Consider the following 23,689-nt stretch of genomic DNA (forward strand, 5'->3'; position numbering starts at 1 on the left):
ACTAATCCACCCCGAAGGGCTTCATCGTTCGACTTGCATGTGTTAAGCACGCCGCCAGCGTTCGTCCTGAGCCAGGATCAAACTCTCCGTGAATGCTTTACAGCTCACGGGAGCGGAACCACCGGTCGGAATAGGACCGGGGTTCACTGCGTCCTCGCTGTTGTGTATTTCAAAGGAACCTCGCCCTCCACACGAACAGTGTGAAGAGACGGGGTATCAATATATCTGGCGTTGACTTTTGGCACGCTGTTGAGTTCTCAAGGAACGGACGCTTCCTTCGTACTCACCCTATCGGGTTTTCCTCCGGGCTTTTCCCTTCGATTCTGCTGATCCGGCGGCCGACTCGGGATGATCTCGAGTGGCGAGTGCCGGGCAGGAGTACGACAATACAACGGCTCCGGAGGCTAGGCAAATCGATTGCCGCGGCGCCCTCCGCACGCGCCCCGCGAGGCCGCGCTCATGCGGAAGCGGGAGTTCTTTTGACTTACGCTTCTGACCAGTGGTGCCGTCCCGAACAGGTGTCGGTTCCTCGTAAGACTCTCCACCCCTGGGAGGCCCCCCATGACCAACGTGACGTCCCCTCTCGCCGGACGGGCCATCGGCCTCGCGGCCGTTCCCGACCCCGTGTTCTCCGGAGCCATGGTGGGTCCGGGTACCGCGATCGACCCCGCGCGCGAGCCCGCCGAGGCGGTGGCGCCCGTGTCCGGCGTCGTCGTGTCGCTCCACCCCCACGCCTACGTCGTGGTCGACGAGCAGGGCCACGGCGTCCTGACGCACCTCGGCATCGACACCGTCCAGCTGAACGGTGAGGGCTTCGAACTCCTGGTGAACAAGGGCGACACCGTGGAGCGCGGCCAGGCGGTCGTGCGGTGGAACCCGGCGGACGTCGAGGCCGCCGGCAAGTCCCCCGTCTGCCCGGTCGTGGCGCTCGAGGCGACCGCCGAGTCGCTCTCCGACCTCGTCGAGAGCGGCGACGTCAAGGCCAACGACGCGCTGTTCGGCTGGAGCTGACACCGGCCGCATCGCGGCGACGGGCAGGACATCCCTCGCGGCCGACAGGGCCGCGGCACAACGGAGACGGTGAGATGGAGACAACGCTGCGAGGCGTCGGCGTGAGCCACGGTGTGGCGATCGGCCAGGTTCGGCACATGGGCACGGCGGTCCTGGAGCCGCCGGCGAAGCAGATCCCCGCGGAGGCGGCGGAGCGCGAACAGGGGCGCGCCCGTCAGGCCGTGGAGGCTGTGTCGGCCGATCTGATCGCGCGCGGCAACCTCGCGGGCGGCGAGGCGCAGGCGGTGCTGGAGGCCCAGGCGCTGATGGCGCAGGACCCCGAGCTGATGTCCGACGTGGACCGGCGGGTCGCCGCGGGCACCACGGCGGAGCGGGCGGTCTACGACGCCTTCGCCGCGTACCGTGCGCTGCTCGCGAACGCGGGCGAGTACCTGGCCGGACGGGTGGCCGACCTGGACGACGTGCGCAACCGCATCGTCGCCCGGCTGCTCGGTGTGCCGATGCCGGGGGTTCCGGACAGCGACGAGCCGTACGTCCTCATCGCCCGTGATCTCGCTCCGGCGGACACCGCGCTGCTGGATCCGGCGCTGGTGCTCGGCTTCGTGACGGAGGAGGGCGGGCCGACCAGCCACAGCGCGATCCTGGCGCGGGCGCTCGGGGTGCCCGCGGTCGTGGCGCTGCCGGGGGCCGGTGAGCTGGCCGAGGGCACCGTCGTGGCGGTGGACGGCGCGAGCGGGGAGATCTTCGTCGACCCGAGCGCGGAGAAGCGGGCGGCGATGCAGGCCGCGGCGGCCGAGCGCAAGGCCGCGCTGTCGGCGTCGAGCGGGCCCGGGGCGACGTCCGACGGCCACAAGGTGCCGCTGCTCGCCAACGTCGGCGGTCCCTCGGACGTGCCGGCGGCGGTCGAGGCGGGCGCCGAGGGTGTGGGGCTGTTCCGGACGGAGTTCCTGTTCCTGGACGACAGCTCCAAGGCGCCGTCGGAGGACAAGCAGATCGAGGCGTACCGCTCGGTCCTGGAGGCGTTCCCGGAGGGGCGCGTCGTGGTGCGGGTCCTCGACGCGGGTGCGGACAAGCCGCTGGACTTCCTGACGCCGGCGGACGAGCCGAACCCGGCGCTCGGGGTGCGGGGTCTGCGCAGTCTCCTGGACCACCCGGAGGTGTTGCGGACCCAGCTGTCGGCGCTCGCCAAGGCGGCCGAGGGGCTGCCGGTGTACCTGGAGGTCATGGCGCCGATGGTGGCCGACCGCACGGATGCCAAGGCGTTCGCGGACGCCTGCCGTGAGGTGGGCCTGCAGGCGAAGTTCGGCGCGATGGTGGAGATCCCGTCCGCCGCGCTCCGGGCGCGTTCGATCCTGCAGGAGGTCGAGTTCCTGTCGCTCGGCACGAACGACCTCGCCCAGTACACCTTCGCCGCGGACCGGCAGGTGGGCGCGGTGTCCCGGCTGCAGGACCCGTGGCAGCCGGCGCTGCTCGACCTGGTGGCGTTGTCGGCGGAGGCCGCCCGGGCCGAGGGCAAGAGCTGCGGGGTGTGCGGCGAGGCGGCCTCGGACCCGCTGCTCGCGTGTGTGCTGACGGGGCTCGGTGTGACCAGCCTTTCGATGGGTGCGGCCTCGATCCCCTACGTGCGGTCGACGCTGGCGAAGTTCACGCTGGCGCAGTGCGAGCGGGCTGCCGCGGCGGCCCGGGCCGCGGACACGGCGGAGGACGCCCGCGCGGCCGCGCAGGCCGTGCTGACCGGCGCGTGAGCTGACGAGCCGGTCGCGGCTCGCGCAGCGTCGGGAAGGGGCGCTCCACTTCTGGTGGGGCGCCCCTTTCGTGCTGCTCCCCCTGGACGGCGTCAGTCGTGCCTTCGGTGCCGGTGGTCGTCGGGGGCGTCGGGGAGGTCGGTGCCGGCGCAGTACTCGACGCCGGACTCGGGGCCGATCAGGTCGCCGGTCTCCAGGTCGTGGCAGTAGGCGTTGAAGACCTCGGCGGCGGTGAGCGGTTGCAGTCGGGCGGCGCGGGCCGTCCAGCCGTGGATGCGGTCCGGGTGGCCGGGGCGCCGGGTGCGGAGCACCACCGCTCCCGTGCCCCGGGAGGCGAGGGCGACGGCGAGCACGGCGGCGAACTCCAGGGCCTCGTCCTCGTCGGGGATCCGGTCGCCCTCCTCCCAGCCTCGCGGGTCCCCGTGGGACGCGCGGTCCACCGTCAGCGCGGCGAGCAGGTGGCTGTCCTCGACCGGGGCGCTGCACACCAGGTGGTGGTGGCCGGGGCCGGCCGCGTCGAGGAGGCGGACGAGAAGGCGGGTGGCCCGGTCCAGGAGGGCGCGGCCGATGTCCTGGCCGCAGTCGGCGCACGCGCCGATCTCGGCGAGCAGGCCGGAGGCGACCTCCCAGGTGGCCTGCCGGACCGCCTCGTCGACCAGTTCAGGCAGGAGTTCGGCCAGCGGTTGGCCCTCGTAGGCGAGGGTGGCCCCGGTCGACGCGAGCGAGGCGGTGAAGACGGCGCGGCTGGTCGCGGCGTCGGGTTCGAGGCCGGTGTCGGCGCAGTAGAGGGCGTACTCCTCGGGGTCGAAGAGCGCGACGGAGGTGTGGAGTCCCTCGGTGCGGCCGGTGCGCAGCAGGTCCTCCACCTGATGGAGGTATGCGGCGTGGTCGTCGAAGACGAAGCTGCGGTAGCGGCGCATGGCCGCGAAGTCGGCGGCGTCGGCCAGGAGGCCGAGGGTGCCGGGGACTTCGCGGCGCAGGCGCCGCCTGGCCGTCGCGGTGCTGGTTCCGGTCCCGTTCCCGGGTCGCTGTCGGTCTGCCATGACTCCCCCTGAGCGCTGTCGAACTCTGCTCACTCAGCGTAGTCGCGACCACTGACAGTGCCCCTGAACGCGGCTCCGGTCAGCGGCGTTCGCGCGCCACGCGCTCGTAGAAGTGGAAGAGCTCGAGGTTGTCGACGGACCCCGCGTTGACCGCCTTGGCGAGCGGGGCGCCCTGGAGCAGTCGTTTGACCGGGACTTCGATGCGCTTGCCGGTGAGGGTGTGGGGGATGCCGGGCGCCTCGATGATCTCGTCCGGGACGTGGCGCGGGGACAGCTCGGCGCGGATGGTCCGCCTGATGCGGTCGCGGAGGTCGTCGTCGAGGACGGCTCCCTCGGCCAGATGGACGAAGAGCGGCATCCAGTACCCGCCCTCGGGTTCCTCCAGGCCGATCACGAGCGCCTCGCGGATCTCCGGCAGCCGCTCGACGGCCTCGTAGATGTCCGCGGAGCCCATCCGGACGCCCTGGCGGTTGAGGGTGGAGTCGGAGCGGCCGTGGATGACGACCGAGCCGTGCGCGGTCAGGGTGATCCAGTCGCCGTGCCGCCAGACGCCGGGGTAGGTGTCGAAGTAGCTCTCGCGGTAGCGGGTGCCGTCGGGGTCGTTCCAGAAGTGGAGCGGCATGGACGGCATGGGGTTGGTGACGACGAGCTCGCCGACCTCGTCGACGAGCGGTCGGCCCTCGGGGTCCCAGGCCTGCAGGTCGGTGCCGAGGCAGGGGGCCTGGAGTTCGCCGATGTGGACGGGGAGGGTGGGGACGGCGCCGGCGAAGCAGGAGCAGACGTCGGTGCCGCCGCTGACGGAGGCGATCCACAGGTCGTCGCGGACCTCGTCGTGGAGCCAGCGGAAGCCGTCCGGCGGGAGCGGGGAGCCGGTGGTGGCGACGCACTGCACCCGGGAGAGGTCGTGGTCGCGGCCCGGGTGGACGTCGGCCTTGGCGCAGGCCATGACGTACGCGGCGGAGGTGCCGAAGAGGGTGGCGCCGGTGCGGTCGGCGATACGCCACTGGGCGCCGGTGTCGGGGTAGCCGGGGCTGCCGTCGTAGAGGACGACGGTGGTGCCGGTGAGGAGGCCGGAGACGAGGAAGTTCCACATCATCCAGCCGGTGGAGGTGTACCAGAAGAAGCGGTCGAGCGGCCCGAGGTCGCAGTGCAGGCCGAGCTGCTTGAGGTGTTCGAGGAGGATGCCGCCCTGGGACTGGACGATGGCCTTGGGCAGTCCGGTGGTGCCGGAGGAGTAGAGCACCCACAGCGGGTGGTCGAAGGGCACCTGCTCGTAGACGGGCACGGCGTCCGGGTCGCCGGCGGTGACGAGGTCCGCCCAGTCGAGGGCTTCGGCGGGGGCCTCGGTGCCGAGCAGGGGGATGTGGACCACCGCGCGGAGGGTGGGGAGTTCGTCGCGGAGTTCGGCGACGACGGCGGTGCGGTCGTGCTCCTTGCCGCCGTAGCGGTAGCCGTCGACGGTGAACAGGACGACGGGTTCGATCTGCTGGAACCGGTCGAGGACGCTGCGGGCGCCGAAGTCGGGGGCGCAGGAGGTCCACACGGCGCCGACGGCGGCGGTGGCGAGCAGGGCGACGGCGGCGTGGGGGATGTTGGGCAGGTAGCCGCCGACCCGGTCGCCGGGCCGGACGCCGAGCCGGCGCAGCTCGGCGGAGAGGGCTGCGACCTGGGCGCGGAGCTCGGCCCAGCTGACGGGGGTGATCTCCTCGGTCTCGTCGACGTGGAGCAGCGCGGCCTCCTGGGCGCGCATCGGGTCGTCGGCGCTGCGCAGGGCGTGCTCGGCGTAGTTGAGGGTGGCGCCGGGGAACCAGCGCGCGCCGGGCATGGACCGGTCGGCGACGACCGCGTCGTAGGGGGTCGTGAACCGGACGTCGAACCACTCGGCCAGGGCCTGCCAGAAGGTGTCGAGCTCGGCGACGGACCACTGGTGCAGCGCAGGGTACCCGCCGTCGGCGGGGGCGCCGTGGTGTTCGGCGGCCCAGGCCTGGAAGCGGGTGATCTGGGCGGCCGCGATGCGCTCCGGGCTCGGCTGCCAGAGGGGGACGGTGTGCTCTGCGGACATGGGGACGGCTCCCTGACTCTCACTCCTGACGCGGCTGTGAGGGACGATGCCATGTGATCGATTTCCGCACCAGGCCTCGTCGCCGCGCCGGGGTCCGGGTGAAGAGTGGCCTGCCCTGCGGGTGAACGGGGGTTGAACGACGGCGTCGGCGGCCGGACCGGGTGGCAGGGTGGGCGGCATGAACGGTCGTGACCTGGTGCGTTCGATGGGACGGGGCGATGCGGAGCGGGGGCTGCGCGGAAGGCTGCGGTGGGGGCGGGCGGGGGCGTCGGACGGCTCCGGGCGGGGTGCGGAGCGGGCGAGGACGCCTGGGCCGCTGGTGGGGGTCGAGCCCGGGCCGGGGGGCGGGGTGCTGCGGTTCGCGCGGGCCGGCCTGGAGGTGCGGGTCCGGGAGGGGGGCGTGGTGTCCTTGGGCTGGGACGGGGCGGGTCCGCTGCCGTCGTCCGCGCTGGCCGGGCCGCCTCCGGAGCCGGATCCGCGGGTCCTGCTGGAGCCGGACCGCGACGGGGGCCGGCGGCTGGTGTCGGAGCGGATGACGGTGACGGTGTCCCGGCTGGGCGCCGTGGAGGTGCGCACGCCGGGTGGCGAGCTGCTGCGCCGCGAGCTGCCGCCGCGCTGGTGGGACGCGGCGGACGACGGCGTCCCGCCGCGCTGGACGCAGCGGGCGGAGCTGCCTCCCGACGCGCGTTTCCTCGGTCTCGGCGCCCCCGGGCCGCGCCTGCGCGACGGGACGTACGGGTTGCGGAACGCGCCCGCGGGGAGCGCGCCGGACGCGGGTGAGGGCTCGGCCGTCCCGGCGGCGCCGGTGCAGTGGGTGGTGGCCGACGCGGGCACGCACCTGTCCTTCCACGACTGCGCGTCGGACGGCCGGGTCACCCTGCGGGAGGGCGAGGAGGGGGCCGGATCCGGCCACGACCGGCCCGCCGTGAGTGAACTGCGCATGGACGGGGGCCCGTTGCGCTGCTGGGTGATCGTGGGCGCTCCGGCGCGGATCGCCCAGACCTGGGCGACGCTCACGGGTGGGACCGGATCGCGGCACTCCGGCGGGGCGGTGGTCGACCCGCCGGCCTACGGCTGGGGTGCACTGCGGGAGGCGGCGGCGGACGCCGTCCGTACGCGCCTGCACCCGTACGTCGCCGCCCTGTCGGACCGGGGGCGGCACACCGGGGCGCCCCTCCTGCGTCCCCTGTGGTGGGACGCCCCCGAGGACCGTGCCCTGCGCGACTGCGAGGACGCCTTCCTGCTGGGCGACGCGCTGCTGGTCGCCCCGCTGCCGACGCCGGACGCGGATCGCCGGACGGTGCGGCTGCCCCCCGGCCGGTGGTACGACACCGCCACCGAGGAGGTGTTCGACGGTCCCGGGCCGGTGACGGTCGACGCCCCGCTGTCGCGCACGCCCGTCCTCGCGCGGGCCGGCTCAGCGATCCCGGTGCTCGGCGCAGGGGGCGAGCCGGAGGTGGAGGTCTGGCTGCCGACGCCCGGGCAGGTAGCGAGGGCATCTCAACCGGGTTTTTTCGCCTACGAGTTGACCGTCGACGGTACGGTCCGGGTCCTGGACGGTGACGGCGGACCGACGACGCTGCCCGTACACGTGCGGGGACGCGGGGAATCGCCAACGGGTCGCTGTACGACATGACTTCGGCCCGGCGTGTCCGCGAAGGGGCGAGCGTCCGGGGCCACCCCCGTGGGTCCCGGACGCTCGCTCGTCGACGAGGACGCGTCCGGGGGCCGCGCGGTTCTCCGATCCCGGCCGCCGATCCGGGCGGGCCCGCGCACGCGCGCCTCCGGTGCACACCGGCGATGTCGAGGCATTGCTGTCCACGACCTTGACGCTCCGTCACGTGCGGTGAACACTCGGCTCTGTCCATCGGCATCGCCGTACCGCACTCCTCGGCCGCGCCCGGCCCCCACGTCCGTCCGGGACCGCCCGTACCTGCGATGACGCATGCGACGCACGCTCGTCACCGACGCCGAGCGGGCGCGGGTATCGCCTGCCTTCGGCCGACGTGTCATGGGAACGCACCCTGCACGCCAGGACCGGGGCGAGGCCCCGCGCGAGGCCTAGGAGCCGCCATGAGCAACGCGGACGTTTTCATCGGTGAGGTCATCGGGACGGCGATCCTGATCCTGTTCGGGGCGGGCGTGTGCGCGGCCGTCACCCTCAACTTCTCGAAGGCGAAGGCCTCGGGGTGGATCGTGATCGCGTTCGGCTGGGGCTTCGCGGTCCTGGCCGGCGCGTACACGGCGGCCCCGCTGTCCGGCGGCCACCTCAACCCGGCGGTGACGCTCGGCATCGCCGTCGACACCGGCGCGTGGGGCCAGGTGTGGGTCTACGTGCTCGGGCAGCTGGTCGGCGCGGTGATCGGGGCGGTGCTGGCCTACCTCGTCTACTACGCGCAGTTCCGGGCGAACCGCGACGAGGCCACCGCCCAGCCCACCCTGGGGATCTTCTCCACGATCCCCGAGATCCGGCACCCCGTCGCCAACCTCGTCACCGAGGTCATCGCGACCGTCGCCCTGGTGCTTCCGGTCCTGGCGTTCGGACTCACCGAGGGGCTCGGTCAGTCGGGCACGCTGGTGCTCATCGTCGCCCTGCTGGTCGTCGGGATCGGTCTCTCGCTCGGCGGGCCGACCGGGTACGCGATCAACCCGGCGCGCGACCTCGGGCCGCGGATCGTCCACGCCCTGCTGCCGATCCCCAACAAGGGGACCTCGGACTGGGGTTACGCCTGGATCCCGGTGGTGGGTCCGCTGCTCGGCGGGGCGCTCGCCGGGCTGCTGTACAACCTGGCCTTCTGAGGCCCGTGCTCGACCGCACCTCCTCCACGCACAGACCGGACACGCATCCGACGAGTCAAGGGGACGGAAATGCCGGACACGTTCGTCGCGGCGATCGACCAGGGCACCACGTCGAGTCGCTGCATCATCTTCGACCACGCCGGCGCGATCGTCGCCGCCGACCAGCGCGAGCACCGGCAGATCTTCCCCCAACCGGGCTGGGTGGAGCACGACGCGACGGAGATCTGGTCCAAGGTGCGGGCCGTCGTGGCGGGCGCGCTGGCCGCGGCGGGGCTGCGGGCCGACCAGCTGAGCGCGGTCGGCATCACCAACCAGCGCGAGACGACGCTGCTCTGGGACCGTTCCACGGGCAAGCCGGTGCACAACGCGATCGTCTGGCAGGACACCCGGACCTCGGCGCTCTGCCGCGAGCTCGGCGGCTCCGACGGCCAGGACCGGTTCCGGGACGCCACCGGGCTTCCGCTCGCCAGCTACTTCTCCGGGCCGAAGGCGGCCTGGCTGCTGGACCACGTGCCCGGCCTGCGGACCCGCGCCGAGCGCGGCGAGATCGCCTTCGGCACGATCGACTCCTGGCTGATCTGGAACCTCACCGGGGGCGTCGACGGCGGCGTGCACGTCACCGACGTGACCAACGCGAGCCGGACCATGCTGATGAACCTGGAGACCCTGCAGTGGGATCCCGCGATCCTCTCGGCGATGAACGTGCCGGAGGCGGTCCTGCCGGAGATCCGGTCCTCGGCGGAGGTCTACGGGCGGGCCACCGGCGTCCTGGAGGGCGTCCCGGTGGCCGCCGCGCTCGGCGACCAGCAGTCGGCGGTCTTCGGTCAGGCCTGCTACGACACGGGCACGGCGAAGAACACCTACGGCACCGGCAGCTTCCTGCTGCTGAACACCGGCACCCGGCCGGTGCCGTCGAAGAACGGCCTGATCACCACGGTGGGGTACCGGATCGGCGGCGAGGCGCCCGTCTACTGCCTGGAGGGGTCGATCGCGATCACCGGGGCCCTGGTCCAGTGGTTCCGCGACCAGCTCGGCATCATCCGCACCGCGGACGAGATCGAGCCCTTGGCGGCGAGCGTCGAGGACAACGGCGGCGCGTACATCGTGCCGGCGTTCTCCGGCCTGTTCGCCCCGTACTGGCGCTCGGACGCCCGCGGGGTGGTCACCGGGCTCACCCGGTACGTCACCAAGGCGCATCTCGCGCGGGCCGTCCTGGAGGCGACCAGCTGGCAGACGCGGGAGGTCGTGGACGCGATGCACCAGGACTCCGGGGTGCGGATCACGACCCTCAAGGTCGACGGCGGGATGACGGTCAACGGGCTGCTGATGCAGCACCAGGCCGACGTCCTCGGGGTGCCCGTCGTCCGGCCGCGGATCTCGGAGACGACCTGCCTGGGCGCGGCCTACGCTGCCGGGCTCGCCACCGGCGTGTGGCAGGACCTGGACGAGCTCAAGGCGCACTGGCGCAAGGACGCGGAGTGGACGCCGGCGATGGCCGAGGCGGACCGCGAGCGGGAGTACGGGCGGTGGCGCAGGGCCGTCGAGCGGAGCTTCGGCTGGGAGCAGGACGGGGTGGACTGAGCCGTCACGGGCCGCGGTCCGCACCCCGGTCGGCGAGGGTGCGGACCGCACTTCACGGAACGCACGTCACGGGACGCCCTGCACGGGACGCGTTCATGGGGCGCCTCTCGCGGTCCGCCGTGGCCGGCTCAGGTCGTCGCCGGGTGGCGCCGGGCCGCCGCCCGGGCCATGGCGTGCTGGACGACGGCGATCAGGACCTCCTTCGCCGACCCCCGGTCGCGGGCGTCGCACTGCAGGAGCGGCACGTGGTCGTCGAGGTCGAGGGCCTGGCGTACGTCGTCGGTCGCGTGGACCTCGGCGCCGTCGAAGCGGTTGACGGCGACGACGAAGGAGATGCCGCGCCGCTCGAAGTAGTCGATCGCGGCGAACGAGTCCTCGAGGCGCCGGGTGTCGGCGAGGACGACCGCGCCGAGCGCGCCGGTGGACAGCTCGTCCCAGAGGAACCAGAAGCGGTCCTGCCCCGGGGTGCCGAACAGGTAGAGCACCAGGTCCTCGCGGACGGTGATCCGGCCGAAGTCCATGGCCACCGTGGTGGTGTTCTTGGCCTCGACGCCGCTGGTGTCGTCGAGGGGCCGGCCCGCCTCGGTGAGGACCTCCTCGGTGCGCAGCGGCCTGATCTCGCTGACCGCGCCGACCAGTGTCGTCTTGCCCACCCCGAACCCGCCGGCGACGAGGATCTTGAGGGTGACCGGTTCGACGACCGGCTCGGTGCGCTCGGAGCGTCGGATGATCATGGGCTCTCTCTTCCGGGTTCGGCCGCGGGGTGTTCGGCGGGCTAGAGGGCCCGCAGGCCGCTGATCACGTCGCGCAGGATGCTCTCGTCGGGCAGCTCCGCGGGGGGTACGGGGCGGGTGACGTGCACCAGCGCGTCGTCGACGAGATCGCCGACGAGGACCCGGACCACCCCGACCGGCAGGTCGAGCCCGGCGGCGAGTTCGGCGATGGACCGCGGGGCCAGGTCGCAGAGCTCGACGATCTCGACGTGCTCCGGGGACAGCGAGCGGTCCAGGACCACGCCGGTGTCCTCGGCGTACGGCTCGACGACCACCAGCGCGATGAGGTCGAGCCTGCTCTGCGCCGGGCTGCGGGTGCGCCCGCGGGTCATGGCGTAGGGGCGGACGACAGGGCCGGCGTCGTCGTCGAACCACAGGGGCGGGTCGTGGCCTTCGGGGCTCATCGCATTCACTGCCCTCGGGCGCCCGCGTCGGCGCGCGGCGCGCTGCCGAGATGGGCGCCGACCCGCTTGACCAGGAGGGTCATCTCGTAGGCGACGAGGCCGACGTCGGAGTCGGCGTCCGCGAGGACGGCCAGGCAGCTGCCGTCGCCGGCGGCGGTGACGAAGAGGAAGGACTCCTCCAGCTCGACGACGGTCTGGCGGACCCGGCCCGCATCGAAGTGCCGGCCGACGCCCTTGGCGAGGCTGTGGAAGCCGGAGGCGACGGCGGCGAGGTGCTCGCCGTCCTCGCGGGAGAGGTCCCGGGAGACGCCGGTGGGCAGGCCGTCCCCGGACAGGACGACGGCCTTGCGGATCCCGGCGACCCGCTCGACCAGCTCGTCGAGGAGCCAGTCGAGTCCCGCGCCGGAATCGTTCGCGGTTCCGCCCGGTCGTGCCGGTGTGTGCGGTGCGGTCATCGACCGTTCCCCTCGGGTGTCGTTCGCGGTGTCGGTCGGGTGCCGGGCCGGCCGCGGACGGCGAGGCCGTCGGGCGGGGTGTCGGCGCCGGGCGGGGCGGGCCGGTCCTGCCCGGTCTCCCCCGGGTGCTGCTCGTTCTCGGCGCGGCCGCGCTGCCAGCCGCGCTGGAGGGAGGCCATCCGGCTGCGGACCTCGTCGGCGTCCCGGTCGTCGGCGGGCTCCGGCGGGTCGGCCTGCGGGCGGTCGCCGCGGTGGTCGGGGCCGGTCTTCAGCTGGGGGGCGATGCTCGCCTGCCGGACCCGGCGCGGGAGGCCGCCGCCGCGGGCGGACGGCAGGCGGGGGCCTTCGGCCCGCGCGTCCTCGGCGTCGGGGCCGTCCGGGGGGCGCGGTGCGGCGTCCGGCTCCTCGCGGGAGGCCACCGGCCGACCGTGGTGGGCGACCAGTTGCGGGGCGCGCCTGCGCGGCAGCGGGGTGGGGCCGCCCTGCGGCCGGGCGGGGCGGGCGGTGCGCACGGGGAGGTCGCCGGCCTGCTGGTGCTGCTCGGCCCCGTCGTCGGCGGTGGGCCGGGCGGCGACGGGCCCGGTGGGCCGGGCGGGGGCCGGCGAGGTCGGCATGAGGAAGCCGTTCTTGCGCGGCAGGTGGTCCTTGGCGCGGCGGCGGGCCCGGAAGATGCTGCCGCGTTCGCTGTCCTCGTCGTCCAGGAGGCCGAGGGGGTGGTCGGCGCCGTTGCCGGGCGGCGGGGCGAGGCCGGCGGGGCCGAGCCCCACGGTGCCGACGGGGGCCTCGATCTCGACCGGCCCGTCGAGCGCCGGCCGGTCGGCGGGCCGCCGGTCGGGGCCGTCGGCGCCGCGGGGGACGGAGGCGAGGGCGGGCAGCGGGTGGCTGCCGGTGTCGTCGAGCGCGAGGCCCCGGCCGTCGGAGTCGCCGTCCCGCGGGCCCGGCTCGGTGAGCAGGGCGTCGGGGATGAGGACGACGGCGGTGGTCCCGCCGTACGGCGAGGGCTGGAGCGAGACGCGGACGTCCTGGCGCCGGGCGAGGCGGCTGACGACGAACAGGCCGAGCCGGTCGGTTTCGGAGAGTTCGAGGTCGGGGCTCTCCGACAGCCGCCGGTTGGCGTCCAGGAGCGACTCGGGGGCCATGCCGAGACCGCGGTCGTGGATCTCCAGGGTGAAGCCGTTGGCGACCGGCTCGCCCACCACCTGGACGGCGGTGTGCGGAGGGGAGAACACCGTGGCGTTCTCGAGGAGTTCGGCGACGAGGTGGGTGAGGTCGGCGACCGCGCCGCCGCCGACCGCGATGCGCGGCAGCCGCCGCACCTCCACCCGCTCGTAGTCCTCGACCTCGGCGACGGCCGCCCGGACGACGTCCATGAGCTGGACGGGCTTGCGCCACTGCCGGGAGGGGGCCGCGCCGGAGAGGATGACCAGGCCCTCGGCGTGGCGGCGCATCCGGGTGGTGAGGTGGTCGAGCCGGAAGAGGTCGGCGAGCTCCTCGGTGTCCTCGGTGCGCCGCTCCATCGTGTCGAGCAGGGTGAGCTGGCGGTGGAGGAGGACCTGGCTGCGCCGGGCGAGGTTGACGAAGACCTCCGAGATGCCCCGCCGCAGGTCGGCCTGGCGCACCGCGCCCTCGACGGCGGCCCGCTGCAGGGAGTTGAGCGCCTGTCCGACCTGGCCGATCTCGCCGGGACCGTACTCCAGTCGCGGCGCCTCGGTCTCGACGTCGACCTGTTCGCCGGCGGCGAGCCGCCGCAGCACCTCGGGGAGCCGGACGTCGGCGGCCTCGTGGGCCTCCTGGCGCAGACCGGTCAGGTCGCGGACAAGGCGGCGGCCGATGCGGACGGAGGTGAGGACGGTGAACAGCAGGGCGAGCAGGCCGAGGACGCCGGCCGCGGCGGCCGTGAAGAAGACCTCCATGGCGACCGGAGTGACGCGCTCCTGGTAAAGGTCGGCGGACCGGCCGTTGAGCTCGGACATCTCGTCGAGGACGGGGGTGACGGCCTCGTCCCACCGCTCGGCGCTGGTGGCGCGCAGGCTCCCCGAGGGGCCCGCCTTGATGACCCGGTCCTCGGTCTCCCGCAGGGCGCGGCTGCGGGCGCCGCTCCAGAACGACTCGAAGTCCGCGCGTTCGGCGGCCGGCAGGTCGAGGAGGACCGTGTCGTAGAGCGTGCGGCGCTGGGCGACGAGGTCGGAGATGCCGCGCAGGTCGGTGGAGTCGATGCGGCGGGCGACGAGCGCGGAGGCGAGCAGCGCGTCCTCGCGGGCGAGCATCTCGCGGGCCCGGGTGGCACCGATGAGGGCGCGGCCCTGCTTGGCGAGCTCGACGTCGTCGACGGAGCCGATCGTCATCAGGAACTGGTAGCAGGGGTCGATGAGTTCGTTGTAGAGGCCGAGCGCCTGACCGCGGGTGACGTTGTTCTGGTCGACGGCGTTGCGGGTGGAGGCGATGTCCTCGAACGCGGTCATCACGGACTTGAGGCGACTCTGGGTGCGCGGGTTCATGTCGCCGCCGATGTCGGGGTTCTCGGCGTTCGCGCGGATGTCGGCGATCAGCTTGTCGGTGGCCAGGCGTCGTTCGTGCATCTGGGAGAGCGCGTCGGACGCCGTCGGGTCGGCGAGGTGGATGAGCGTCTGGCGGCGTTCGCGCTGGATGCCGCCGGCGGCCTTCTGGAGCGGGACGGCGATCTTCTCGACCACGTCGACGGCGTGCAGCAGGTCGACGGCCTGTCGTGCGCTCCAGACGGTGGCGACGCCCCAGACGGCCGTGAGCAGGAGCAGCGGCACCAGGAGCAGCGCCACGATCTTCCGGCGGACGGACTTCCCGCGAAAGCGCATGGCCTCCCCCTGACCGACGTCCGCAGCCCGAAGTCGCGCGCGTCGGTGGCCGTCTTCGATGAACTCTGCGATCGATGAACGGCGTGAGCCTACTACTGACGCGGGAGCGCTCGAAGGGATGTCCGAGAGCATTCCGGTTTTTCGTCCGGTTCCGACACACCGTCAACTGACAGGATGCGCAGCTGACTTCGGGGGACGGAAAGCGCCACCGGCGTAGACCCGCGCGCCGGGGGCAGGGAAAGGGGAGCCGGACCGAGGCCGAGGGGTGTGAGAGGCATGGACACGCAGGAGCGGCGGACACGGGACCAGCGGCGGGCGTACCCGCTGTGGGTCGAGGAGCCCGCGGTACGGCCGCGGCTGCCGGATCCGGTGCGGAGGTCGGCGGTGCGGGCGGTCATCATCACGGCGCTGACGCTGGCTCAGGCGATGGTGGCCGTGCTGTGCACGCTCGCCGGGTCCTGGCTCGCGTTCCCGGTGGTCCTCTCCAGTGTGGCGAGCACGGTGGTCGCCACCTGGAGCGTCCTCGACGTGTGGGTGACCCGCCAGGTGTGGAACCAGCGGCACGGCGTGGTGTCGGTGCCCAGCAGCACCGCCCGCCGGCTGCGCCGGGAGCGGCGGCAGGCGCGGCACGCGGCCCGCTCGGCGCATCGGGACGCCGAGCGGATACGCGAGCGCCGGCCGGCGGGCCGGCGGCTGTCGCAGGCCTGAGCCGCCCGGAGAGCCCTCACGTCCGCACGCCCGAGGCCGACCCCTGGAGCCGCCGCCGTCAGCTCGCGGCCGGTGCCGCCGGTCGCCTGTACATCCGGGTCGCGGTGATCTCGCCGTGCACGCTCTGGCCGTCCGGGTCCGGCTCGGGCAGGCCGGGCCGCAGGTGCTCCTCGACGCTGATGTACTTCAGGCCCGCCCGTAGGTCGGCGTCGTTGCGCAGCCGGATCACCAGCGGGAACTCCGCGAGCGCCGTGGTGTCGAACAGGCCGGTGGTGTAGAGGAGTTGCACGCCGAGCGCGTCGGACACGGCCCGTTGGAGCTCAAGCAGGTAGGTCGCGTTCGCCCGGCCGATCGGGTTGTCGAGGAAGAGCGTGCCCGCGTGCCGGTGCTTGTCCCGTCCGCGGTCGTTGCTGCGCAGGGCGGCCATCGTGCAGTAGAGGGCGATCGCGGCGGTGAGCAGCTGCCCGCCGGAGAACACGTCGCCCATCTGCCCGACGGAGACCCGCTCGGCGCGCAGCACCGCGTCCGGCTTGAGGATCTCGACGGCCACGCCCTTCGGCTCCAGGGCCGCCTGGACGCCGCGCAGCAGCAGCGACATGCCGTCCCGGCGGCCCTCCCCGTAGGCGGCCGACGCGTTCTTGCGCACCGCGGTGCGGGTCGCCTCGTCGACGACCTCGCCGAGCCGCTCGGTCAGCACGGCCTGGTCGGGCTCCTCGAAGCGGATGCGCAGGAACTCCTGCCCCGACCACTCCCCCAGGCCCTCGGGGAGCCGGGAGAGCCGCTGCGCGGAGCGCAGGGTGGCGAGCGCGGACTCCACCAGGCCGCGCAGCCGGTCGACGATGGAGTCGCGGTTGCGTTCCAGCTGGGCGAGTTCGTCGGTGAGGACCCGCAGCCGGGGTGCGAACGCGTCGGCCCACCGGGCGGCGTGCTCGGGCAGCGCGGCGGCGGGCAGTTCGCGGATCTGCTGGCGGGCCGGGGTGCGGACCTGCTCGAAGCGGGTGGAGTTGGCGTGCCGCACGAGGACGTCGGCGCTCTCGCGGACGGCGGCCTCGGCGGCGGAGAGGTCGGCCGCGCAGCCGCGCAGCGAGCGCCGGGCCTCGGCGGCGGACTGCCGGGCCTCGGCGAGCGAGCCGGGGTACGGCTCGGCGGCGTCCTCGGCGTCGGCGGCCTGGTCGTGGTCGCGCAGCAGGTCCTTGAGGAGGGCGGCGGTCTCCTCGAAGCCCCCGGCGGAGTCCTCGGACGTGCGGTGGGCGCGCAGGACGTCCTCGTGGGCCGCCCGCGCCTGCTCCACCTCCGCGGTGCGTTCGGCGAGTTCGGCGGTGGCGGTGCGCAGCAGCGCCTGGGCGGCGTCGGCATCGGCGGGGGTCAGCTCGGCGGGCAGCTCGGTGTGGGCGTCGCCGTCGGCGGGGGCGAGGCGTTCGGCCTCGCCGCGCAGCCGGCCGAGGTGCTCGCTGGCCGTCGAGGTGCGGCTCTCCAGGAGCTGGACGAGCTCCTCGGCGCGGGCGGCGGCGGACTGCCGGGAGGGTCCGTCGGCGCCGTCGGGCGACTGGAGGAGCTGGGCGGCGCGGGTGCGGACCTTGTTGCTGAGCCGGCCGAGCTCCGCGAGCCAGGAGCTCTCGTCGCTCTCCGCGCGGGCCTGCTCGGCGCGGAGGTCCGCGCCGACGCCGACCTTCTCGTACAGCGTGGACGCGGCCCGGTAGGCCTCGCGCAGGGCGGGCAGGGAGGCCTCGGGGGTGGCGGGTTCCCTGTCGTCGGGAGTCTGAGGCAGGTCGTCGGGGACGCCGGCGATCTCGGAGCGTTCGGCGCGCAGGGCCCTGGCGGTGCGCCGGGCGTCGTCGGCGGCGCGCTGGGCGGCGCGCCGGTCCTCGTCGGCGGACCTGGCGCGGTCCAGGCAGGTCTGGGCGCGGGCCTCGGACTCGGCGGCCTCGTCGGCGAGTTCGCGCAGTTTCGCCTCCCAGCCGTTGCGCTCGCGCAGCCGGTGGGCGAGTCCGGCGAGGGCGTCGGCGGTGCGGCGGGCCCGCTGGGCCGCCTCCTGCCGCTCGTCGCGGACCCGGGCGGCGTCGGCGGCGGCCTCGTCGGCCTCCGCCCGGACCGTGCGGGCCTCGGCGAGCTCCTCCTCGGCGGCGCGGGCGGTCTCGCGGCAGCGGTCGGCGGTGGCGGTCAGCTCGGCGAGCATGCCCGCCGGGCAGTCGGCGCGCCAGGCCGCGAGGCGGGCGGCGAGGCCTCGGTCGCCGGCGAGCCGGGCGGCGAGGGCGCGGATCTCCTCGTCGCGGGCGGCGGCGCGGGCGCGCAGCGCCTGGCGCTCCTCGTCGGCGGCGTGCTCGTCGTGCATGGCGGGGTTCGGCGGGACCAGGAACACGCCGGTGTCGCCGCCGGCCGCCTCGCTGGCCGGGGCGGGCGCGAGGAGGGCGGCGGCGGTGCCGACGGCGACGGCGGAGCGGGGCAGCAGGGCGGCCTGGGCGAGCACCTCGCGGGCCCTGGCGTGCGAGGCGGGGTCGGTGACGACCACGCCGTCGACGAGTTCGGGGCGGGCGGCCAGCACCCGGGCGTGGTCGGCGGGGTCGACGGCCTGGGCGAGGTAGCGCCAGCCGGGCAGGGCGGGGATGCCGTGCTCGCCGAGGTGCTCGACGGTGGCGAGGACGTCGGGGCCCGGCGGCAGCAGTCCGCCGTCGCCGAGCGCGCCGAGGATGCGGGAGTCGTCGGCGGCGGCGGTGCGCAGGTCGAACAGCTGGCGTTCGGCGGCGGTGACGCCGGCGTCGAGGAGTTCGCGCAGTTCGTCGGCGTACCGGTCGAGGTCCTCGGCGGTCAGCGGGCGGCCGCGTTCGCCGTCGTCGCTCGCGGGGCGCGCCGGCTTCTCGGGGGGCGTGCCGTCCGCGCCGCGGGGTCCGGGCACCGCGGCGCCGGCGGCCGGGCCGGCCGCGCCGGGCAGCCCGAGGAGCTCGGCGAGCCGCTCCTCCTCGGCGAGCGAGGCCGCGGCCCGGTGCTCGGCGACGCCGGCCTGCTCCGCCGCACGGGCGGCGTCGGCGGCCCGCGCGGCGACCAGTTCGGCGCGGGACTCGGCGGCTGCCGCCTCCCTGGCCCGGTCCGCGGTGGCCCTGGCGCTCTCGCGGGCGGCGTCCCAGACGGCGACGGCGGCCTGCTCGGCGTCGCTGGCGGCGAGCGCGGCCCGGGCGGGGTCGGCGTCGGGTGCGGTGTCGTCGAGCCAGCCGGCGCGGACGGCCTCGGTGGTCTCCTGCTCGACCTCGGCGAGCCGCTGGCGCAGGTGGCCGATCTCGCTGCGGGCCCGCTGGGCCTCGGTGGCGGCGGTGGTGGCGTCGCGGTGGGCGGCCTCGCCGGTCTCCTGGAGGGTCGCGGAGCGCGCCTCGATCTCGTCGGCGTGCAGCTCGCCCCGGGCGGCGGCCGCGTGCAGGGCGCGGACCAGGTCGGTGGCGGCGGTGGCCCGGGCGGCGAGCGCGGGGGCGGCGTCCCGTTCGGCCTCGCGGATGGCGGCGGCGACGCGGGTGGCGCGGTCGGCGGCCGCGCGGTGGCGCAGCACGGACTCGGCGGCCTGCCAGGCGGAGTGGAGGGTGCGGGCGTCGGCGAGTTCGCGCTTCTGCGCGGCGGCGGCCTTCTCGGCGGCCGTGAGGGCCAGCGAGGCGTGCCGGTAGGCGAGTTCGGCGGCGACGCGCGCGCTGTGGCGGCGCGCCCGGTCGGCCTCGGCGACGGTCTGCTCGGCGGACCCCGTGCGCTCGCGCAGCTCGGCGGCGCGGGCCCGCTCCTGCGTGACGCGTGCGGTGAGCCGGCGGGCCAGGGTGCGGGTGCGGCGCTCGGCGCCGGCGTGGATGTCGCGGGCCCTGGCGCGGGTCTCCGCGGCCTCGACGATGCGGCCGAGCAGGTCGACGGAGCCGGCGGTGAAGTCCCGCTCGGCGATGAGTTCGGCGCGGCGGCCGAGCTTGTTGCCGAAGCCGCTGACGAGGTCGGCGAGGCCGTCGGTGTCGCGGGTGTCGGTGACCGCGCGGAGCAGCAGGTCGGTGAAGTCGGAGTCCTTCTTGACCGCGAAGAGGCCGGCCGCCTCGCCCTCGTCGGCGTTCATCTCGCGCTGGTAGCGGAAGAGTTCGGGGTCGAGGCCGAGCTCGCCGAGGTGCTCGTTCCAGCGGTCGTGGATCTCCTCCCAGTGGATCTCCAGGTGCGGGTAGGCCTTGCCCGCCTCCGTGACCGCGTCCCGGAAGCCCTTCATGGTGCGCCGTCGGCCGCGGGCCCCGGAGACGCCCTCGTCGGGGCGGCGCACGGCGGTGGACTCGGCGACGGGCAGGCTGTCCAGGCTGAGTCCGGGTCCCGGCCGGAAGGAGTACCAGGCCTCGGCGAACTTGCGCGGGTCGTTGGACACCTGCCGGCCCCGCCACTCGCTGACCTTGCCGACGACGACGCTCTCACCGGTCCTGGTGTGCTGCCACTCCAGCGCCACGTGTCCGCAGTCGTCGGCGAGGAGGAACTTGCGCAGCACCCCGGAGCTGGCGCCGCCGAGCGTGTTGCGGTGGCCCGGCAGCATGACCGAGAAGATCAGCTTGAGCAGGACGGACTTGCCGCCGCCGTTCTCCAGGAACAGCACCCCGGCCGGGGCGGGCCTGCGCGGCGGTCCGGTGGGCTCGTCCGCGAAGAACTCCGCCTGGGTGGGGGCGGGGTCGGGCACCGGCTCGCCGACGCCTCGCAGGTCCAGGACGGTGTCGGCGTAGCGCGCGCCGGCGGGGCCGATGGAGTAGAGGCGGACCCGGGACAACTCGTACATGGCGGCGGACTCTCGTCGGTCTCTTGGGAGGGCGGGGGCTCGGGGGCGGCGGCGGGCCGTCAGGCGTGGAAGGGCAGTCCGGCGTCGGCGACGAGGTCGAGGTCGTCCCCGTCGTCGGGCGGCAGCAGCGTGGCGCTGCCGTCGGACACGGGGACGACGCCGAGTTCGAGGAGCTCGGCCATGGCGGCGCTGCCCGCCATGTCGCGGACCTGCAGCTGGTAGCGGGCGGTGGTGCGGTAGGAGCCGCCGGCGTCGTCGCCGGTGCGCTGGAGGAAGCCGGAGTCGGTGAGGAAGGCGACGGCCTTGGCGACGATGCCGGTGGTCGAACCGGCGAGCCGGCGGGCGTCCTTGGTGGCCCCGGTGGAGGTGCGCCGGGCGTAGACCCGCCAGGCGGCCTCCAGGCCGGGCGCGTCGCTGGCCGGGTCGGTGTTGTCGCCCTGCTCCTCGGCGCGCTCCTCGATCCTCCGGCAGGCCTGGCGGACGAATGCGTCGACGCCGTTGACGGTCAGCCGGCCGATGTAGCCGTCGTCGGCGAGGTCGGCCGGGCGGGGGAAGGCCATGGCGGCGACGGCCAGGTGGGCGAGGCCGTGCAGGAAGCGGTCGGCGGAGTCGGTGGCCGTGCGGCGGGCGTAGTCGCCCATCCGGACGGCGAAGACGGAGTCCTCGGCGGCGGTCACGGCCATCCCGGCGCGCGGGGAGACCTCCAGGACGACGAGGCCGAGCCCGGTGGCGACGGCGTCGGCGAGCCGGGCGAAGGCGGGGTCCTCGCGGTAGCGGCGCAGCAGTTCGCCGTACTCGGCGTCCCGGGCGGGCAGCAGTTTGGGCTGGAGCCCGAACGACACCAGCCGGGCGGCGTCGGCCGCGTCGGCGGGGGTGACGGGCGCGGCCCGCTCCGGCAGGCCCTCGGTGAGGTCGTCGGTCACTGCGTCTCCCAGAGGGGTGCGGGGTCGAAAGGGGTGCTCACGCCGCCTCCGTCCGGTCGGCCGCCATGCCGGCGGCGTCGAGCAGCGCGGTGCCGACGATCAGGTCGGCGCCGCCGAACTCCTCGTCGTCGAGCTCGGTGCCGTCGTCCACGGCGAACAGCAGGCGTCCCTCGCCCTGCCGGTAGGCGGTGCCGACGGCGGGGCTCGCGGCGTGGACGGCGAGGAGCGCGAGCAGGTAGGGCAGTTCGGGGTCGCGGCGGCGGGCCTCGGCGAGCAGCCCGGAGAGCCTGCGCGGGGCGTCGGGCGGCAGGTCGAGCAGCTCGCGGGCGGCGGCGAGCTGCTCCTCGCTGAACCGGCTGTCGTCGGGGGTGGCGATGAGGTCCGGTTCCGGCATCTCCGCCCCGAGGTGCTCGCGTTCGACGGGCGGGGTGAGGAGGATGTCGACGAGGTCGCCGAGCCGGACGGCGGGGGTGGTGCGCAGTCCCGCGCCGCGGGCGAAGAAGGCGTCGGTCACCTTGACCGCGGACTCCAGGGGCAGCGGCAGGACGGGGGCGAGCAGCTGCCCGTGGAGGTCGAGCCCGGCGCCCGGGCGGTGCGGGGCGAAGGCCTGGCGGTCCTGCTCGGCGCGGAACAGCGGCCCGGCCTCCAGGAGGCGGGACTGCAGCTGGGTGTGGCGGCGGATGCAGTCCTTGACGATGTCGACGAGTTCGGCGGCGCGGCGCTTGTGCTCGGCGGTCCGCGGGTCGGAACCGGTCTCGGCCTCGTCGCGGGCCTTGCGGATGTTGGTGAGGATCGCGTTCTCGTGGCGGTAGCGGTCGGCGACGTGGTCGAGCGCCTCGGCGATCATGTCGGGGACGGTTTCCAGCCAGTCGACCGCGCGGACGTTGCGCCGGGTGGCGTCGAGGGTGCGGCGCAGGGTCTCGGCGAACTGCACGGTGCGGTAGCGGGCCTGCTCGGCGGCGAGCTGGGCGTCGGCGAGCCGGCCCCGGCTGATCAGCACCTCCAGCTTGACCTCGGCGGCGATCTGCGCGCTGGTCACGTCGGTGTCCAGGGCGCCGACCAGGACGTTGACGGCCTCGTCGGTGGTGCGCAGGTAGACCCCGCCGCCGTAGCCGGGGACCTCCTCGATCAGCTTGAAGTCGTAGTCGCGGCGGACGTAGGCGCCGTCGGGGGCGAAGGTGCCGTAGACGGCGCGGAAGCCGCGGTCGACGCTGCCGACGTTGATCAGGTTCTCCAGGACCCAGCGGGCGACCCGTTCGTGCTCGGTGGCGGGGCGGGAGGGGGCCTGGGCGGCGACGCGGGGCAGCAGCCTGGCCACTATCTGCTCGTGGTCGGCCCCGGTGTCGAAGTCCATGTTGAGGGTGACGAGGTCGATGGCGGCGAGGGCGATCTCCGCCATGGCGTAGACCGAGTACTCGCCGGCCAGGTTCGCCTTGCGCGCGTCGAGGTCGTGCAGCGGTGCGGTGCAGGCCAGGGCGCGCAGACGGCGGGCCAGGCCCTCGTCGGCGGCCGGGCCCGGCGCCGGGGAGGGGAAGGCCTTGGCCGGGGCTGGAGCAGTCACGACGAGAAGATTAGGCGGTCCCACTGACAACGGCCCAAACGGCGCGGATGCGCCCAGACGCCGCAAGGGTTCCGGGCCCGGGCGTGCGCCCGCCGTCCGCGCGACCCGCGACCGTCGCGCTCACGATCTTGCGCGTCGTAGTCTCGGACGACCGGTCGCCCTACCGGAGGACGCCGTAGCCGAGGAGCCGTGGTGCACGATCCCGATGGACCCCGCAGCAGCACCGGCCGACCGGCCGTCGTCCTCGACCTCAACGCCGATCTCGGCGAGGGCTTCGGCCGCTGGACGCTGACCGACGACGAGGCGCTGCTGTCGGTGGTGACCAGCGCGAACGTGGCGTGCGGCTTCCACGCGGGCGACCCGTCGACCATGCGCCGCGTCTGCGAGTCGGCGGCCGCCCGCGGGGTGCGGATCGGCGCCCAGGTCTCCTACCGCGACCTGGCCGGTTTCGGCCGGCGGGCGATGGACGTGCCGCCCGAGGAGCTCGCCGACGAGGTGGCGTACCAGATCGGCGCCCTGGACGTCTTCGCCCGGGCGGCCGGCTCGCGGGTCGCGTACGTGAAGCCGCACGGGGCGCTCTACAACCGGGTGGTGGCCGACGAGGAGCAGGCGCGGGCCGTGATCGCCGGAGTGCTGCGGGCGGGCGCCCTCCCCGGCGCCGGAGCGCCCGGGGGTCAGGGCCTCGCCGTCCTGGGCCTGCCCGGCTCGCGGCTGCTCGCCGCCGCCTCCGAGGCCGGACTGCCCGCCGTACGGGAGGCGTTCGCCGACCGCGCCTACACCCGCGAGGGCCGGCTGGTCCCCCGGCGCGAGCCGGGCGCGGTCCTCCACGACCCCGACGCGGTGGTCGGGCGGTCGGTCGCGCTGGCCACCGGGGAGGGGGTGCCGGCGGCGGGCGGCGGCCGGGTGGACGTGGCGGCCCGGTCGCTGTGCCTGCACGGGGACACGCCCGGAGCGGCGGCACTGGCCGTCCGCGTCCGCGACGCGCTGCTGGCCGCGGACGTGACGCTGGAGCCCTTCGCGTGAGCGCC

The 23,689-nt window shown here is 74.8% G+C and carries 16 protein-coding genes and 1 rRNA gene; 7 read left to right on the plus strand and 10 right to left on the minus strand.

Annotation, left to right across the window (positions count from 1 at the left end):
• Positions 1-93, minus strand: a 16S ribosomal RNA gene (locus tag ACFWEG_RS16465); the annotation flags it as partial.
• 468 nt (positions 94-561) lie between these two features.
• Between ACFWEG_RS16465 and ACFWEG_RS16470 the strand changes: the two genes are divergently transcribed.
• Both ACFWEG_RS16470 and ptsP read left to right on the plus strand, forming a co-directional pair.
• Positions 562-1,011: a PTS glucose transporter subunit IIA gene (locus ACFWEG_RS16470; protein WP_387215212.1), complete on the plus strand. Its 450-nt coding sequence runs from the start codon at positions 562-564 to the stop codon at positions 1,009-1,011.
• 74 nt (positions 1,012-1,085) lie between these two features.
• Positions 1,086-2,756 (plus strand): phosphoenolpyruvate--protein phosphotransferase, encoded by a 1,671-nt coding sequence (gene ptsP, locus ACFWEG_RS16475; protein ID WP_387215215.1) that lies wholly within the window; start codon positions 1,086-1,088, stop codon positions 2,754-2,756.
• A gap of 92 nt (positions 2,757-2,848) precedes the next feature.
• On the opposite strand, the gene ACFWEG_RS16480 is transcribed toward ptsP, so the two are convergent.
• Both ACFWEG_RS16480 and ACFWEG_RS16485 read right to left on the minus strand, forming a co-directional pair.
• Positions 2,849-3,799 (minus strand): hypothetical protein, encoded by a 951-nt coding sequence (locus tag ACFWEG_RS16480; RefSeq protein ID WP_387215218.1) that lies wholly within the window; start codon positions 3,797-3,799, stop codon positions 2,849-2,851.
• A gap of 79 nt (positions 3,800-3,878) precedes the next feature.
• Complete coding sequence (locus tag ACFWEG_RS16485; protein WP_387215221.1) at positions 3,879-5,861, minus strand: acetoacetate--CoA ligase; 1,983 nt, start codon at positions 5,859-5,861, stop codon at positions 3,879-3,881.
• 178 nt (positions 5,862-6,039) lie between these two features.
• Here ACFWEG_RS16485 and ACFWEG_RS16490 point away from each other — a divergent pair, with 178 nt between their 5' ends.
• From ACFWEG_RS16490 to glpK, 3 genes are all read left to right on the plus strand, one after another.
• A complete protein-coding gene (locus ACFWEG_RS16490; RefSeq protein WP_387215224.1) occupies positions 6,040-7,497 on the plus strand; it encodes a hypothetical protein in 1,458 nt (485 codons plus the stop codon).
• A gap of 437 nt (positions 7,498-7,934) precedes the next feature.
• Positions 7,935-8,660: an MIP/aquaporin family protein gene (locus tag ACFWEG_RS16495; protein WP_387215227.1), complete on the plus strand. Its 726-nt coding sequence runs from the start codon at positions 7,935-7,937 to the stop codon at positions 8,658-8,660.
• Between the two features lie 69 nt (positions 8,661-8,729).
• Complete coding sequence (gene glpK, locus ACFWEG_RS16500; RefSeq protein WP_387215230.1) at positions 8,730-10,241, plus strand: glycerol kinase GlpK; 1,512 nt, start codon at positions 8,730-8,732, stop codon at positions 10,239-10,241.
• Positions 10,242-10,369: 128 nt separating this feature from the next.
• Here glpK and ACFWEG_RS16505 read toward each other — a convergent pair whose 3' ends face one another.
• The 4 genes from ACFWEG_RS16505 to ACFWEG_RS16520 are packed head-to-tail and all read right to left on the minus strand — an operon-like array spanning position 10,370 to position 14,704.
• Positions 10,370-10,975, minus strand: a complete 606-nt coding sequence (locus ACFWEG_RS16505; RefSeq protein WP_387215232.1) for an ATP/GTP-binding protein — start codon at positions 10,973-10,975, stop codon at positions 10,370-10,372.
• Positions 10,976-11,016: 41 nt separating this feature from the next.
• Positions 11,017-11,418: a DUF742 domain-containing protein gene (locus ACFWEG_RS16510; RefSeq protein WP_387215235.1), complete on the minus strand. Its 402-nt coding sequence runs from the start codon at positions 11,416-11,418 to the stop codon at positions 11,017-11,019.
• 5 nt (positions 11,419-11,423) lie between these two features.
• Positions 11,424-11,873, minus strand: coding sequence for a roadblock/LC7 domain-containing protein (locus tag ACFWEG_RS16515; RefSeq protein WP_387215238.1), 450 nt, complete (start codon positions 11,871-11,873; stop codon positions 11,424-11,426).
• Complete coding sequence (locus ACFWEG_RS16520; protein WP_387215241.1) at positions 11,870-14,704, minus strand: nitrate- and nitrite sensing domain-containing protein; 2,835 nt, start codon at positions 14,702-14,704, stop codon at positions 11,870-11,872. The genes ACFWEG_RS16515 and ACFWEG_RS16520 overlap by 4 nt, the downstream gene beginning before the upstream one ends.
• Positions 14,705-14,980: 276 nt before the next feature.
• Here ACFWEG_RS16520 and ACFWEG_RS16525 point away from each other — a divergent pair, with 276 nt between their 5' ends.
• Complete coding sequence (locus tag ACFWEG_RS16525) at positions 14,981-15,412, plus strand: hypothetical protein (protein WP_387215244.1); 432 nt, start codon at positions 14,981-14,983, stop codon at positions 15,410-15,412.
• Between the two features lie 58 nt (positions 15,413-15,470).
• On the opposite strand, the gene ACFWEG_RS16530 is transcribed toward ACFWEG_RS16525, so the two are convergent.
• The 3 genes from ACFWEG_RS16530 to ACFWEG_RS16540 are packed head-to-tail and all read right to left on the minus strand — an operon-like array spanning position 15,471 to position 22,661.
• The gene (locus tag ACFWEG_RS16530; RefSeq protein ID WP_387215247.1) at positions 15,471-20,177 is read right to left on the minus strand and encodes a hypothetical protein; all 4,707 of its coding nucleotides are present in this window, start codon (positions 20,175-20,177) and stop codon (positions 15,471-15,473) included.
• Positions 20,178-20,236: 59 nt separating this feature from the next.
• On the minus strand, positions 20,237-21,100 hold the full coding sequence (locus ACFWEG_RS16535) for a hypothetical protein (RefSeq protein ID WP_387215250.1): 864 nt from the start codon (positions 21,098-21,100) through the stop codon (positions 20,237-20,239).
• Between the two features lie 37 nt (positions 21,101-21,137).
• A complete protein-coding gene (locus ACFWEG_RS16540; RefSeq protein WP_387215253.1) occupies positions 21,138-22,661 on the minus strand; it encodes a hypothetical protein in 1,524 nt (507 codons plus the stop codon).
• A 192-nt stretch (positions 22,662-22,853) separates the two neighbouring features.
• On the opposite strand from ACFWEG_RS16540, the gene ACFWEG_RS16545 reads away from it, so the two are divergent.
• Positions 22,854-23,684 (plus strand): LamB/YcsF family protein, encoded by an 831-nt coding sequence (locus ACFWEG_RS16545; protein ID WP_387215256.1) that lies wholly within the window; start codon positions 22,854-22,856, stop codon positions 23,682-23,684.
• The last annotated feature ends 5 nt before the right edge of the window (positions 23,685-23,689 follow it).

It is taken from the genome of Streptomyces sp. NPDC060194 (assembly GCF_042728285.1).
GTDB lineage: Bacteria > Actinomycetota > Actinomycetes > Streptomycetales > Streptomycetaceae > Streptomyces.